General features: G+C 39.4%; 11 protein-coding genes and 3 tRNA genes. 7 read left to right on the plus strand and 7 right to left on the minus strand.

Features of this window, described 5'->3' with window-relative positions:
* Window positions 1-84: 84 nt before the first annotated feature.
* The 5 genes from AC27JP_RS20105 to AC27JP_RS20125 all read right to left on the minus strand — a co-directional run bounded on the left by AC27JP_RS20105 (window position 85) and on the right by AC27JP_RS20125 (window position 3,777).
* Window positions 85-161, minus strand: a tRNA-Asp gene (locus AC27JP_RS20105).
* 166 nt (window positions 162-327) lie between these two features.
* On the minus strand, window positions 328-1,725 hold the full coding sequence (locus tag AC27JP_RS20110) for a TIGR03503 family protein (protein WP_487117728.1): 1,398 nt from the start codon (window positions 1,723-1,725) through the stop codon (window positions 328-330).
* A complete protein-coding gene (dnaQ, locus tag AC27JP_RS20115) occupies window positions 1,713-2,447 on the minus strand; it encodes a DNA polymerase III subunit epsilon (protein WP_487117729.1) in 735 nt (244 codons plus the stop codon). The genes AC27JP_RS20110 and dnaQ overlap by 13 nt, the downstream gene beginning before the upstream one ends.
* 67 nt (window positions 2,448-2,514) lie before the next feature.
* Complete coding sequence (locus AC27JP_RS20120) at window positions 2,515-3,006, minus strand: DUF2919 family protein (RefSeq protein ID WP_487117730.1); 492 nt, start codon at window positions 3,004-3,006, stop codon at window positions 2,515-2,517.
* Window positions 3,007-3,012: 6 nt separating this feature from the next.
* The gene (locus AC27JP_RS20125; RefSeq protein WP_487117731.1) at window positions 3,013-3,777 is read right to left on the minus strand and encodes a DUF599 domain-containing protein; all 765 of its coding nucleotides are present in this window, start codon (window positions 3,775-3,777) and stop codon (window positions 3,013-3,015) included.
* Window positions 3,778-4,057: 280 nt separating this feature from the next.
* Here AC27JP_RS20125 and AC27JP_RS20130 point away from each other — a divergent pair, with 280 nt between their 5' ends.
* The 3 genes from AC27JP_RS20130 (at window position 4,058) to AC27JP_RS20140 (ending at window position 9,879) form a co-directional block, all read left to right on the plus strand.
* The gene (locus AC27JP_RS20130) at window positions 4,058-6,439 is read left to right on the plus strand and encodes a carbohydrate binding family 9 domain-containing protein (protein WP_487117732.1); all 2,382 of its coding nucleotides are present in this window, start codon (window positions 4,058-4,060) and stop codon (window positions 6,437-6,439) included.
* A 182-nt stretch (window positions 6,440-6,621) separates the two neighbouring features.
* Window positions 6,622-8,910, plus strand: coding sequence for a carbohydrate binding family 9 domain-containing protein (locus AC27JP_RS20135; RefSeq protein WP_487117733.1), 2,289 nt, complete (start codon window positions 6,622-6,624; stop codon window positions 8,908-8,910).
* A gap of 138 nt (window positions 8,911-9,048) precedes the next feature.
* Window positions 9,049-9,879 (plus strand): substrate-binding periplasmic protein, encoded by an 831-nt coding sequence (locus AC27JP_RS20140; protein WP_487117734.1) that lies wholly within the window; start codon window positions 9,049-9,051, stop codon window positions 9,877-9,879.
* A gap of 8 nt (window positions 9,880-9,887) precedes the next feature.
* On the opposite strand, the gene AC27JP_RS20145 is transcribed toward AC27JP_RS20140, so the two are convergent.
* Window positions 9,888-11,129 carry an RDD family protein gene (locus tag AC27JP_RS20145; RefSeq protein ID WP_487117735.1) on the minus strand — a complete coding sequence of 414 codons (1,242 nt, stop codon included), beginning with the start codon at window positions 11,127-11,129 and terminating at the stop codon, window positions 9,888-9,890.
* 395 nt (window positions 11,130-11,524) lie between these two features.
* On the opposite strand from AC27JP_RS20145, the gene cysK reads away from it, so the two are divergent.
* Together cysK and AC27JP_RS20155 are read left to right on the plus strand one after the other, a co-directional pair.
* Window positions 11,525-12,505, plus strand: a complete 981-nt coding sequence (gene cysK, locus AC27JP_RS20150; protein WP_487117736.1) for a cysteine synthase A — start codon at window positions 11,525-11,527, stop codon at window positions 12,503-12,505.
* 168 nt (window positions 12,506-12,673) lie between these two features.
* On the plus strand, window positions 12,674-13,108 hold the full coding sequence (locus AC27JP_RS20155) for a hypothetical protein (RefSeq protein WP_487117737.1): 435 nt from the start codon (window positions 12,674-12,676) through the stop codon (window positions 13,106-13,108).
* 68 nt (window positions 13,109-13,176) lie between these two features.
* Here AC27JP_RS20155 and gltX read toward each other — a convergent pair whose 3' ends face one another.
* Entirely contained in the window at window positions 13,177-14,589 is a 1,413-nt protein-coding gene (gltX, locus tag AC27JP_RS20160; protein ID WP_487117738.1) for a glutamate--tRNA ligase, read from the minus strand.
* Between the two features lie 282 nt (window positions 14,590-14,871).
* Between gltX and AC27JP_RS20165 the strand changes: the two genes are divergently transcribed.
* Window positions 14,872-14,947: transfer RNA gene (locus tag AC27JP_RS20165), tRNA-Val, on the plus strand.
* A 32-nt stretch (window positions 14,948-14,979) separates the two neighbouring features.
* Window positions 14,980-15,055: transfer RNA gene (locus AC27JP_RS20170), tRNA-Val, on the plus strand.
* Window positions 15,056-15,103: the final 48 nt, after the last annotated feature.

Below are 15,103 nucleotides of genomic sequence, written 5' to 3' on the forward strand. Positions count from 1 at the left end.
GCCGGTATTCTAACCAACTGAACTACCACTCCACACATCTTGTTTCTTGTAAATTTTAAAAGGATTTACAACCTTTGGATTAATTGGCGGAGTGGACGGGACTCGAACCCGCGACCCCCGGCGTGACAGGCCGGTATTCTAACCAACTGAACTACCACTCCACACATTAATCGCTGCTTTCAACATAACTTGCTGAATGCGGCGGGAATAATACGGTTAAGATTCGATGCCGTCAACCAGTTTTTATCATTCATTTGTCTATATGACTAATTGATAAGCAATCAGGCGTTTTTAACAGCAAAATAGCCTTAAGAACCGACTAATAGATTAACTTTTTGTCTTTTTTCGTCGCATTAATAAAAATAAAATACCGGCGATTAAAATAACAAGCGTGTTACCACCAATAATATATAAAAGGGTTTCTTGCTGTTTAGCTGCAACTTCGGCTTCTTGCTGGGCTTTTGCTAACGCTAGCTCTTGTGCCAATTGCTCCGCGGCCAGTTCTGCATCGGCAATTGCTTGAGCATTTTGCTGCTCTACACTCAGCTCGCTACCGTCACCATTAAGTGTCGGTACTAGCGGCCCACCTATACGATCAACATTAAAGCTAAACTCAGGTACTGTGGCTCGAAATTCTCTACCTGTGGTTGTTTCCCCAAAAACACCAATTTTAACGCGATGAATACCAGGTTCTGTATAAGCAATATTATAAGTGCGACTGCTGCCTTGCCCTTCCATAACGGAGAAAGGTTCGACTTGTCGGTCAGGGAAGGTAACTTTACCTTGAATTAAAATGCTATCAACGTTGACGTAGCTGCCGTCAATAGTAAACGTTGCCAAATGACTATCATTTTCATCTTGGGTGGTTTCAACCGCAATGCTAATAGGGTTTTTCCGCACAATAACAGGAGTTTGTCGTAATTCACGCGTCGCCATTGGCATTTTAACAATATAAATAGGCTCCCATTCACCTGGCGCAAAATCTAACTCAAATTCTCCGGTAAATAAACTGTCGTTGGCGTGTTCATCCAAATCACGGCCGTCATCACGAAAAGACGTCAGCTTGATGGGTTGCGCGCCAAAATTATCATAAGCAGAATTATTAGTACTAAAAAAGTCAACATCAAGCACTAGCACATCATTAAACGACGGGTTATCAATTGCCATTTCGCCGTTAAACAATCGCCCTTCCATTTTAAGCGTTTCACCTTGCAATATAATTTCTGGTAACGGAGTAACTTCAAGTTTGATCTCAGACACCACCATAATTTTGCTATTCGGTGCCACTTCACCAATAACTTGCCACGGCCCAACCATAGGCGATTTTATTTTGATCATGTCAAAGGTGCGATCATCGAACCATTGCACTTTGTCTTTTGGTAAATTGTTAATTTTTAATTTGGAGCCATCAGGACGCACTAAAATAACCGGCTGAGTACCGCTGCGGCGATAAAATAACAAGGTGACTTCTTCTAGCTGCTCATCAATGCGGAAACGATTATCAAAATAAGGGATTTGATTGGTAATATTATCATCGTCATAATATTCAATTTCACCTGATAACTGCTGTGCATTTGCATTAACACTTAACATAGCCGCCAACACTACACTGGAAAAACAGCTATTGAGCCATAGTTTAAGATTAAATTTATTTACTCTTGATGCCCTAGCTTTTGCTGCCGTTATTATTGTCGCGATAATTTCAGCCTCAATTATTTTTGCCATAGTGGCGTAGCCCCTTTTTCATTAACAATAGCCAAACGATTCTCATGCTCTGCTAGTTCATCGGCCGTTGCTTGTAAAACCTTTAATTTAGGGCGGTTTTCAGTAACACGACGAATGGCATTGGCGTCTTCTCCTTGGCTATCACCCGATTGCAAGTTCAAGGTTTCTTGCTTGCGGGTCATTTCGATATAAACAAACGCCAGCAATTGAGCATCAATCAGTGCCCCGTGATAAGTACGGTCAATAAGCTTATCTACTTTATAAAAGCGGGCTAAATAATCTAAGGTTTTTGGCGAGCCAAACTCATCTTTAGAGACTTTAAGGGTATCGGTAATACTACATATCTCTGCGGTCATCGGCAGACCGGGTACCATAGCAAATTCGTGATCCATAAAGCCAACATCGAACTTGGCATTGTGAATAACAAGACGGGCGCCTTTAATAAAATCAACAAACTCTTGACCTATTTGCTCAAATACCGGCTTATCTTGCAGAAAATCATCGGTTAGGCCATGAACATTAATAACTTCTTGCTCCATCACCATTTGCATACCGTACGCCATAGGCTTAATGTAAACATGGTAATTTCGACCGGTTAACTGGCGGTTGATCATTTCCACACAGCCTATTTCAACAATACGATGTCCTTCACGCGGATTAATACCTGTGGTTTCCGTATCAAGAATAATTAACCGTTCGTCTTGTGCATTTTCATCAATCAAGTTTTCTTACCTTTCTTTATATATTAAGCACTAACACTTAAAACTATTAGACACGTTATGTTTGGTTTTATGGCTTGGGTAATTCTTCTGGAAATTCAGCCAAATTTATTGCGAAACGCTTACTATGCATTATATAAGCAATAGCAATAACCACGATACCACCATGCGCTAGCAACCAGGTTATCGACTGTAGATGCCAAACAAAATATCCTAACACCGTCACTAATAAATCAAAAATAAGCGCGGCAACTAACAACACATGACATTTTTGCCAACTGACTCGGACCCAATTGGCGGCATTAGGTCGACGCAAACTTAAAACAAAAACAATAAACAAGCCAATAACACCAGAAGCGAGGTTGAGATAAAACAGCGATGTTTGTGGAAATATCCATTGGATAATACCCACATGGTCACGCATATTGGTTACCGACATGATCCAAACTATATAAGCCCGCAGCACAAATAACAAAATAAGATAAATTCCGGGGGCGAGCTTTAAACAGTCAAAGTTATCGAAATCTTTCGGTAAATAATTAGCGTAATACTTAGCAGTCATAACAATTTATCGTTTAATATTTTCATTATCAGTTGAGCTTTCTTCATGATCTTTCGGGTATCTAACCGCCCGCTCATATTCTAAATATTGTTGTCCTAATGTGATAGCTTTTACGGCTTTTGAGTGAAACTCTCGATTATACAAAGTATGCACCACAAATAAGCTAGCAAAAATAAAGATAAATGGGTGGAAAAACCAACACAACGCCGCTATTGAAAAATAGTACGAGCGCAAGCCATAGTTGTATGAGTGCGCCGCTTGGTCTTGCACCACCGCCATTTGCACGGCATATTTCTGCAAATTTTTATTGTTACCACTCGCATCATAAGGACAAGCACCTATCATAACATTAACAAAACCGTATTGACGCATCGACCAAGTAAATTGAAAAAATGCCATGACAAATATTAATGCCAGCAAACTAAGTTTCAGTTGGATCATGGCGTGATTTGGAAACTCAGCATAAGGAATCGACTCAATAACCGACTCTAAGCGTTCAACTTGAGCAAACAAGGTTAAAACACCTGCCAATATAAGTAAGGTTGAGGAAGCAAAAAAAGCAATATTTCGCTCTAAGTTAGCCAATAATGCTGACTCGCCAACACGTATGTCACGACCAATAACCTCGTACATCCAATGAATTCTGTGCTGGTGCAAGCACCTAGCAACACAGTTGGTTGTTTTCGCTTTTCTACGCGCAAACCAGGTATAACCGACCCAACAAAGAATAAAACAATTTAACGCAGCGATATCGAGTATAGAAAAAGGCATGGTATTTATTGCGACTTATCATATAAACCTAAGATAGCATTATTATGCTCTAGAAGTTTTTAAGATTCGAGTCATTATTAACTTATTATAGTAATATCAATCTTAAAATATTCTTTGCAAATGATAACTTTACATCAGCATCTTAAATTCGAGCTGGCAAAATTGGCATTTGAACGTAGGAAAACGACGAACCATCGAATTTATTTTGACACTTTGGCTGATTGGATTCAGCATCTCGACATAAATGTAAATTAATGTAACTCATTTAGATGGAGCTTCGATGTTTTTCTCAAAAAAGCCAATATTATTGACTTTTATCATGCTATTAACGCCACAATTAGCATTTTCCGCCGACACAACTCATAGTCACAATGACATTATCAATATTCCAAAAATATCGGGCAGTATCATTGTCGATGCCAATTTAACTGAGCCGCAATGGAAATCTGCAAAAAAAGTGCTGATTAATAATGTTACTCGACCATACGATAACATTCCGAGCCCGGTTAATACCGAAGCACTATTGATGGAATCAGAAGGTTATTTCTACTTAGCCTTTATCGCAAAAGACCCTGATACCAGTGAAATTCGAGCATTTTTAAAAGACCGAGATAAATCATGGGGTGATGATTTAGTCGGAATAAAAATAGATACTTATAATGACCAGCGCAGTGCCTATCGCTTTTTGGTTAATCCACTAGGGGTACAAATTGACGGTATTGAAAGTGAAGTAACCGGCAATGAAAGCGACGCATGGGACGGCATTTGGGAAAGTGCCGGGAAAATTGTCGATGACGGCTATGTCGTGGAAATGGCGCTACCCTTAAGGATGTTAAATTTTCAGGAAAGTGATGACAAGCAAACCTGGGGCTTAGAATTATTGCGCTATTATCCACGTAGCGAACGTTTACGTTTATCGAATATTCATCTTGATCGCGGTAACGATTGCGAAATTTGCCAAATCGCAACCGCCTCCGGATTTGAAGGCGCTAAGCAAGGGAGTAACTTCACCGTAACACCTGCGTTAGTATTAGGCGCACAAGAAGAAAAAGACGATGACAACGAATGGCAACGAGACAACAATACCGAACCTAGCCTAGATGTACGTTGGGGGATCACTCCCGACTGGTTGCTAAATGCTACCATTAACCCTGATTTTTCAACCGTTGAAGCAGACAGTGCGCAACTCAACATCAATAATACTTTCGCGTTATTTAACCGAGAAAAGCGCCCTTTCTTTCTCGACAATCAAGACTACTTTGATAGTGACTATAATTTAGTTTACACCCGTAATATTAACGCACCCAATTATGGCGCTAAATTAACCGGGCGGGAGAATAATCACGCTTTTGGTTTATTTGTTACCGACGACCAAGATACTAACATTCTTATTCCCGGTAATCGTTCATCGTCAGTGGCAACAATAGAAGATGAATCTCAAGCGGCAGCATTTCGATATCGTTATAGTTACAACGACGATATCACATTAGGTTGGATCAGCACATTGCGCACCAGTGAAGACTATAGCAATAGTGTTAATGGTCTTGATGCGAGGTTTCGCTTGAATACTTTTGACGTCTTCAAGTTTCAATCTTTGTTTTCAGAAACGGAATATCCCACTGATTTATATCAACAATTTTGTGATGTTGATGACGACGAAGACAGCAGTGCTTGTGCAACACCAGAGTTAAATGGCGATTGTCAATTTGGTGAATGTATTTATAACGAGAATGTTTTGCGGACCTTAAAAGATGACAAATTCACCGGCAATGCCTTTAAAGTCGGTTATTATCATAGCGATAGTGAATGGGAATATCGCGTTACCTACAATCGACAAAATGCCGGATTTCGGGGCGACTTAGGCTTTATGTCTCGCGTTGACCATAATAAGTTTGTCGTAGGTGGTGAGCGTAAGTGGTATGCAAAACCGGGCAACTGGTGGACTAATTTTACTATATATTCTGACTGGGATATTACCCACAATGATGACAACGAGCTAATTGAAAAAGAATTTGATATTAATGCCCAACTCGATGCCAGCTATAGTTCATATTTTCGTTTAGCCTATACCAAACGAGAAAGTGTCGGTAGCCGGTTAGATAAAAGTAAGATTGCTATTGCCGGCAACACCAACTTATTTACCGAAAACCAATATTATCTCTTTGCCGAAACTAAACCGGTATTAGGTTTTTACATTAATGCCAATCTAAAGCTGGGTGATCAAATTGATTATCGCAATAATCGTTTAGGGAAAATTAAACGCCTAAGCAATAATGTCAATTGGAACGTAAACAAACATTTAGAAATAAAATTAAAACAAACCTTTAGTCAACTTGATGCCGACGGCGATAATGTTTTTATCGCTCGATTAACTGATCTACGCACCACCTATCAGTTCAACGTACAAAGTTTTCTAAGGCTAAGTGTTATTTTTAATAACACCAGTAGAAACCCCTACAATTATTTATATAGCGCGCCTGAAGATATCGACCGTCATAGCAAATCGCTGTCTACCGAGCTACTTTATGCTTATAAAATTAACCCACAAACGGTGTTTTATTTAGGATATTCCGACTTTCACTACAGTGAAGAAACCTTTAATGAACTTGAACAAGAGCAACGTAGCCTGTTTATGAAGTTTAGCTACGCATGGATAAAATAATAACGTCTCGATAGCAGATTCGACAAAACAATAAGCCACCACAGACGGTGGCTTTTTTACATGCACTAAACTAGCCATTGCCAACTTATTGCAAATTTGTAACAATTTGCGAAAAGGAATTATCGTTAATTGAGAGTAAGTTAGCTCAAACGATAATATAATAAAAATATCGGAGTGGTAAATTGAAGTTAAAATATTGTAGCTTATCTGTTGTAGCTACTGCCCTGTTGTTGGCGATTCAACCAAGCATAGCGCAAGAAAGTACAGCTAAATTAGCACAACTCAATATTCCCCATGTAAAACAGAATATTAGTGTTGATGGTGAATTGGATGAAGCAATATGGCAACAAGCGCTCAATGTTCCTCTTGATATTGTTAATAACCCATGGAATAACAAGCCTAGCCCAGTTAGCACTACCGCAAAAGTAGTAGAAAATGGCGACTTTCTCTATATTGCCTTTATCGCACAAGATCCTAAACCTGAGCTTATTCAGGGCTTTTTAGGCGATCGTGATACCCGCTGGGGTGATGATTTAGTTGGTTTTAAACTTGATACCTACAATAACCGTCGTTTAAATTACGAGTTTTTTGTCAACCCTTATGGTGTGCAACACGACAGTATTGCCAACGAAATGACCGGTGATTCTGATTCCGCTTGGGATGGTATTTGGGAGTCGGTTGGCAAAGTAACCGACACTGGCTATCAAGTAGAAATGGCCATTCCCTACCACATTTTAAATTTTGATGATAATAATGACGTGAAAACCTGGGCCATGGAACTGATTCGCCTATACCCACGCGATTCGCGTTTACGTATCTCCCATATCGAACTTGACCGTGATGATCCATGTTGGTTATGTCAAATCCCAGAAATTACTGGGTTTAAAGAGGCAAAAGCTAGTAAAAATCTCATGCTTACGCCAACCCTAGTAGCGAATAGAAACGAAGAACGTGATATTTTCACTAGCGATAACGACTGGCAAAGTGAAAACGACTTCGATGCCGGCCTAGATATTCGCTGGGGTATTAATGCTAATACACTACTAAATGTTACGGTAAATCCAGACTTTTCCAATGTTGAGTCAGATGCCGGCCAGTTAAGTGTTAATAAAACCTTTTCGCTATTTTATGATGAAAAACGTCAGTTTTTTGTTGAGAATTCTGAATATTTTTCCAGTAACTTCGACTTAGTTTACACCCGAAACATTGCCGACCCAGAATATGGCGCCAAACTCACAGGTACACAAGGAGATCATAGTTACGGGGCGTTCATGACCAATGATACGCAAACCAATATTATACTGCCGGGTAATACTGGCTCACGTTTAGTTTCCTTGTCAGAAGAAAATGAGTCTGGCGCGGTAAAATATCGCTATGATGTCAATGATGATTTATCGGTTGGGGTTATCGGCACGCTACGCCAAACAGATAATTACCATAACTTGGTTTCGGGAATCGATTCAAAATATCGCCTAAACGATTCCAATTCATTTCAGGCACAAATACTTTACGCTGATACCCAAGACTCTGCTGCCATGACCCATAGTGGTAATGAAGAAAAATTTAGTGATCAAGCCTTTAAACTTGAATACCAACATGAGTCAGAGTATTGGCAAGTTGATGCCGAGCACCAAGAAATTGGCAAGCAGTTTCGGGCTGATTTGGGCTTTATGCCCCGCGCTGATTATCAAAAAAGCAAAGTTTTGGTCGATCGTTTAGTTTACGGCGAACCTGAAAACAGCTGGCAAGAAATGAAGTTTTCTGGTCAATGGCAAATACTACATAACGAGAATGGTGAATTATTAGAGCGCTCAATTGCCGGTAGTTTTAATATTGATGGCCCTATGCTATCCGTGTTCGATGTTATGATTACGGCGGCCGATAAAGTGGGTTTGCGTCGTTATGAATTAGATCCGAGCTTGGCCATTGATGATAGCATTGATGGTAATACCAAACGTTTTCAAGAAAACCAAGCGATCATTTATGGCGCAATTCAACCGACGGCGCAATTATATACCGAACTTGAGTTAACCATTGGCGATAAAATTGATTACGACAATGACAGGTTAGGCGATATTACTGTGCTTTATGGCAATATAAGCTATAACGTTAATAAGCACTTGGAGTTTGAATTTTCGCACACTTACAGCGACCTAGAAGCAGATCATGCGAATGTATACACAGAAAACTTAACTGAGTTACGTGTTTCTTATCAGTTTAATATTAATAGCTACCTTAAATTTAACTTGGTTTATACAGATATTGATTTCAATTTGGCCAACAATGACGCCGCGTATACCGCAAAAGAAAATAAACTTTCTACCCAGCTCATTTATGCCTATAAATTAAACCCTCAAACGGTGTTTTATTTAGGCTATTCTGATAATAGCTACCAAGATGATAACCTAAAAAGTTTAGAGCGAAATCAAAGAACAATATACAGTAAAATTAGCTACGCGTGGTTGCCTTAAAAACTTGGATAAGACACGTTAATCACATGGATAATAAAATAGTATTAAGTCGTTAAGCAATATGCCTAACGACTGCTATTGTTCAGAATAATCGTTAGCCTATTCAATGGAATATACTGTTGCAAGGAAGTTGTTTTAATGTCAAACATTCATATTTTAAGCGTTAAAATACTGGCGTTAAGCACCCTGCTATTGTTGGCACAATGGCAAGCCAATAGTCGTGAGCTGATTATGTTTAGTTCTGACGCCCCGCCTCATATGATAGCCGCCACGGCAAGTGGTATCGATATCGACATTGTCAAAACCATTTTAACGGAAATGGGCCATAAGGTAAGTATTGAATTTTCACCGTTAAAACGTGCAATGGCACAAGTAAAAAAGAAAGAAGCAGACATATTTTTACCGACCTTTTTTCAAGAAGATAGTGAGCAACTCTATATTTCAGATGCTTTTATTCAATACCGACCAATGATTTTTTCACTAAAAAGCCAAGCATTAGTGATTGAAAACTTTGCAGATTTAAAAGGCTTGCGAATGGTTAGTTTTCAAGGAGCTACCGGCTATTTTGGTGAAGAATTTAAAAGCATAACCGAACAAACAAGTTATACCGAATTACATGATATGTCGAAACTGCCAGAGCTTTTATTAATGGCAAGATATGACGTGGTCGTATTGGACTATTACATTTTCTACTACTTCTTAAAAATGTATCAAGAACAAAGTGAACTTGCTGGCACTGAGCTATTTCCTATCGTCGATAATTACTCTTCACTTATTAAGCGCCATGACTTAATTCCACAAGTCAACGCTTATGTCGGTTTCAATAATGAAACCTTAAGAAACCAATTTAATATTAATTTAAAACAGTTTCTTAACGACAATCGCCACAATAAAATTATTGAAAAATATATTGGTACCATCAGTAGCAGAATTTTCGTACTAAACTCAAAAACAAAAACCACAAGTTAAATATCTTATTACGACTCACTGATCTTACGACTTTCATTAAAACTTTCACCAGTGCTTTCACCAATGCTACCACCAGCGCTATCTTGGGTACTTGTTTGCTGGCGAGTAAGCTCAGTATCGTTAATAACAATCGTTGCAGAAATTTTATCGTGAATAGCCTGACGATTTGGATCCCAATAAATTTGTGCAAACCCCAATAAACCAGTGGCAATTCCGGCGCCATAACCACCGTAACGGCCAAAGCTGTCCCAAACAGAAAGCGGCGTGCCATCCAATTGAATAACTCGAATACGCAACAGTTTTTTACCTGGCGTTTGGCCATGCCAAATGGCAGTGAACATAGTAAAATAAAAGGCAGCCCAACCAAAGCCGATACCGAGATCTTCAATTAAGCCCTGTAACCACGCCAAACCTTTATAGACTGGTGAATTGTCAGTGCTTTTGCTCACCGGTGTTTTTGGCTCAGCGAACTCGTCACTTTCTTCCCCAACCTCTGATTCTTTAGGCTCAGCGCTAATTGCCTGCTGTTGCTCTGTGTTCTCAGTATTTGTGGTCAAGGCTAATTGACTTAAGGTTGTTGCTAGTGTTGCCTCTTGTTCAACCGTCAGCACAGCTTTTTCTGACATTTTTGACAATAAATTATCAATAAACACATTAGACTCTTCAACTGTCGGTGATTGCTGTGCATAGGCGCTATATAAGTCTGATAATAGGGTTTGCCAACAACTGTAATCTGTACAATCACTTTGCGAAATGGCTAAACTCGAAGCTATGATTAAAGTCCCTTTGATAAAAGTATTATCGCTGTTGTCATTTCCTAGTTCGCTTGCTTGATAATCTTCATTACTTTTATTTTGACTCTGTCCTGCTTGTTCAACGTTGTGATTAAACTCATCCATTTTAGAAAACATATCAGGTAAGGTATCAACAAGCACCACAAACACCACAAAGGCACCAATAACTCTCAGTGCGGATTTTCTTAATCCGGGCTTTTTGCCGAATTTTGCCGCTCGCTTCTTACTGCCTAATCGAAATAATGTTATGGCAACTAATATCGCCAGTAATTCACCCGGAGCACCGCTTAATATAGCAACAAGGAGCAAATCAATTAGTAGTGCAATACCTCGTCGCCAAGGCACTGCAAGTGAAATACCAAAAAGCGATTGATCAATTTTAAAAGCAAATGGCGTTAATATTTCACGTGTTTCTTCGGGAGACAAATTGCTTGCTTTCGCTTTAATTTTTGCCATCAAAGACAGTCCTTTAGCGCTATTTTCTGACCCACTATTCGCTCTATCAATCACCATTATTCCCTGCTACCTATACTTACCTAACCTACTTATGTGATAAAACTAACAATATCAATCCTTTGCCCTTACGGCAATGCCTTTTAGTGTTACTACTTTTCTCTATGTGCACTTCTTTGAAAAGAGCAACAATAGCAATTTAAGATTAACGAATCGGCTAACTATTCCTTTTTGGCATATAAGATACCTAAATATCACTTCTTTTTCTGCGACAAAGGGTTAACCTATCGACAAAGTGTTGACTAAACTAAAATAAACCGAGTTGGTTAACACATACAAGATAATTAAATAATCAGTGAACATCCATAAATTGATACTGATGATAAAAGGATTAAAAAATGTCGACAATATTTGAAGATAACTCAACAGCAATTGGCAATACGCCGCTAGTAAAGCTAAATAGAATTGTCAGTGGCGAAAACGGCACCAACATCTACGCAAAAATAGAAGCTCGCAATCCAAGCTTTAGCGTGAAATGTCGTATAGGTGCCAATATGATTTGGGATGCAGAAAAGAAAGGTTTACTTACTGCTGGAAAATCAATTGTCGAACCGACTAGTGGTAATACCGGTATCGCGCTAGCATTTGTTGCTGCCGCTCGAGGTTATGAAATTACCTTAACAATGCCAAACACCATGAGCTTAGAGCGTCGTAAACTTCTCATCGCTTTAGGTGCAAAATTAGTACTAACTGATGGCGCGAAAGGTATGGGTGGCGCAATCGCTAAAGCACAAGAAATAAAAGATGCAGATCCTGACAACGTAGTATTATTAGGACAATTTGATAACCCTGCCAACCCAGAAATTCATGAAAAAACTACTGGCCCGGAAATTTGGCAAGACACCAAAGGCAATGTTGACTTTTTTGTTGCTGGTGTTGGTACCGGCGGTACTATTACCGGTACAAGTCGCTATTTAAAACATGTTGCTGAGCATACCGTAACGTCAGTAGCCGTTGAACCAACAGACTCGCCTGTGATCACACAAGCGTTAGCAGGTCAGGAATTAAAACCGGGCCCGCATAAAATCCAAGGTATCGGCGCCGGCTTTATTCCAGGTAACTTAGATCTTTCGATTGTTGATGCTGTTGAACAAGTTTCAAATGATGATGCTATGGCCATGGCTCATCGTTTAATGAAAGAAGAAGGTATTCTTGCCGGTATTTCATCGGGTGCAGCAGTCGTTGCCGCTAAACGCATCGCTGATAAGCCAGAAAATGCCGGAAAAAATATTGTTGTTATTCTGCCAAGTTCAGCAGAGCGCTATCTTTCAAGTGCATTATTCTCTGATTCGTTTACCGATGAAGAATTAGTACAGTAACAACATAGCCGCAATAATAGCGATGCTAGTATTTTAAATAGGCATCGAACTAAACAAAAAAGACGTGTTTTGTAACAAATCACGTCTTTTCTTTTTCTAAAATATTAGATTTTATGACAATATTTACGGTAATATATCTTTAATTCCACATAGATAGCTATTTACTTTATGAATTGTTTAAAAATTGCCGTCCTAAGTTTAACCTTGCTACTTTTTGGCTGTGGTGAAGCAGACAAAGACAAAATCAGTAACGTTGATAATCCTGAGGTTGTCGCCATTGAATTTTTTAATGCTTTATACAATGAAAAAAACATTAAAAAAGCCGCATCAGTTTGCAGCCCGCAATTATCTCGAATCATTATGCATTACAAATCGACTAAAGCCGTTGGTCGTCATTTGTTTAATATGTCGTACGATAAAGTTGAAATTAAGCCTGATGATAGTGGCGTAAAGGTCCGCGAACAATTTAAAAATGCTGCGGTTATCACCATATTTTTTGATGGTTATTACCATGATGAGCATATAAAAGACGTTAAGCGCCTATCACTTATCCAGATCGATAATAAATGGGTTATTGATAAAATATTAAAAGACCCGTTTTAAAACACCTTATTTCTGATGATAAAAAAGGCGCCCAATAGGCGCCTTTTTTATTCTAGTAAAAGAATAACTTAACTATTGGCAATGCGTGCTTCAACAACGACTAATGCTTGGTCAATTCTATCAAGCACTTTTTGCTGATCTAACAATGCTAAAGTAATATCAAGCGATGGCGAGTTACCACCACCGGTAGCCGCTACACGTAATGGCATACCGACTTTACCCATTCCCACTTCAAGCTGTGTCGCCGTGTCATTAATTGCCGCATGAATTGGTGCTGGTGACCAATCGGTCAAGGCAGCTAGCTTTTCTTTTACCACTTGTAACGGCTCTTTAACCACTGGGCGCAAGTGCTTTTTAACAGCTGTCGCATCTAGCTCGGTAAAGTCTTCGTAAAAGTAACGACTAATTTGCGCCATTTCTTTTAATGTTTTCACGCGATCAGCTTGTACCTTAACAATTTCTTCCAATGCCGGACCATTTTCAACATTAATGCCTTGCTCCGCCATATGCCATGCTAAGTGCGAAGCAACATAACTTGGCGCAAGTGTTTTCATGTAGTGCTGATTGACCCAAACTAACTTATCCGTGTTAAATGCTGACGGAGCGCGGTTACAACCGGTTAAGTCAAATAACTCGATCATTTCTTCACGAGAAAAAATCTCTTGATCGCCATGTGACCAGCCCAAACGCACTAAGTAGTTTAATAATGCTTCTGGCAAATAACCGTCATCACGGTATTGCATAACACTAACTGCACCGTGACGTTTTGATAAACGCTTACCGTCATCACCTAATATCATCGGGATATGCGCATATGCAGGAATAGTTGCGCCTAAGGCTTTTAAAATATTAATTTGCTTCGGCGTATTACTAATATGATCATCACCACGCACCACATGACTAATTTTCATATCTAGATCATCAACAACAACCGTAAGGTTATACGTTGGCGTACCGTCAGAGCGAGCAATAATTAAATCATCAAGCTGTTCATTGCTTATGGTGATATCACCTTTAACAATGTCGTTAATGACTACATCGCCATCTAAAGGATTTTTAAAACGAATAACATAAGGCTTGTCTTCAGGATGATCCGTGCGTTCACGCCATAAGCCATTATACTTTTCAATTTCACCTTTGGCTTTCGCCTCTTCACGCATCGCTTCAACTTCTTCTGCAGTGCTGTAGCAACGGTATGCATTGCCTGAGGCTAATAGTTGTTCAATAACTTCTTTATAACGGTCAAAACGTTGAGTTTGAAAGTACGGACCATGAGTCCATTCAAGGTTTAGCCAATTCATACCATCCATAATGGCATCAACAGAGGCTTGAGTTGAACGCTCTAAATCAGTGTCTTCGATACGAAGGATAAAGTTACCGCCATTTTTTTGGGCGTATAACCAACTATATAAAGCAGTACGTGCACCGCCAACATGTAAATATCCAGTTGGGCTTGGTGCAAAACGAGTTGTTAAAGTCATAAAAATCTCAACTAAATTGCTTATTCGCTCGTTAGCAGCAAAATAAACAAGTATTTTGGTTAATAAAGTTGCCGGCATTTTATCAGGCAAAAGCGGGAAATACACCTACTCGATGGGGGTTTTCATCATAAATGCATTGCTGTTGGCGAAAAAAAGTTCACAAAAGCACCACTCTGCTGAAATTTGAAGCGGTTGAACTAAATAGTTAAAAAAATAGCATAAAATTACTTAGTTTTTGTTGACAGCTTTTTCGATCTCCCTATAATACGCCCCCACAGAGACGGACGATTAGCTCAGTTGGGAGAGCACCGCCCTTACAAGGCGGGGGTCACTGGTTCAAGCCCAGTATCGTCCACCATATCTCTGTTTGTATAAGTTATTTTCTTATATGGACGATTAGCTCAGTTGGGAGAGCACCGCCCTTACAAGGCGGGGGTCACTGGTTCAAGCCCAGTATCGTCCACCATCAAAGTAAGATAAATAATACAGTATTAACGAATTCGGACGATTAGCT

This window comes from Colwellia sp. SU-HH01172 (assembly GCF_057553355.1).

What these genes read in the sequence shown, in the direction of transcription:
- AC27JP_RS20120 (WP_487117730.1), bottom strand. Translation starts at nt 3,006, where the DNA reads ATGACTGCTAAGTATTACGCTAATTATTTACCGAAAGATTTCGATAAC.
- AC27JP_RS20110 (WP_487117728.1), bottom strand. Translation starts at nt 1,725, where the DNA reads ATGGCAAAAATAATTGAGGCTGAAATTATCGCGACAATAATAACGGCA.
- AC27JP_RS20125 (WP_487117731.1), bottom strand. Translation starts at nt 3,777, where the DNA reads ATGCCTTTTTCTATACTCGATATCGCTGCGTTAAATTGTTTTATTCTT.
- AC27JP_RS20155 (WP_487117737.1), top strand. Translation starts at nt 12,674, where the DNA reads ATGAATTGTTTAAAAATTGCCGTCCTAAGTTTAACCTTGCTACTTTTT.
- AC27JP_RS20130 (WP_487117732.1), top strand. Translation starts at nt 4,058, where the DNA reads ATGTTTTTCTCAAAAAAGCCAATATTATTGACTTTTATCATGCTATTA.
- AC27JP_RS20145 (WP_487117735.1), bottom strand. Translation starts at nt 11,129, where the DNA reads ATGGCAAAAATTAAAGCGAAAGCAAGCAATTTGTCTCCCGAAGAAACA.
- AC27JP_RS20140 (WP_487117734.1), top strand. Translation starts at nt 9,049, where the DNA reads ATGTCAAACATTCATATTTTAAGCGTTAAAATACTGGCGTTAAGCACC.
- cysK (WP_487117736.1), top strand. Translation starts at nt 11,525, where the DNA reads ATGTCGACAATATTTGAAGATAACTCAACAGCAATTGGCAATACGCCG.
- gltX (WP_487117738.1), bottom strand. Translation starts at nt 14,589, where the DNA reads ATGACTTTAACAACTCGTTTTGCACCAAGCCCAACTGGATATTTACAT.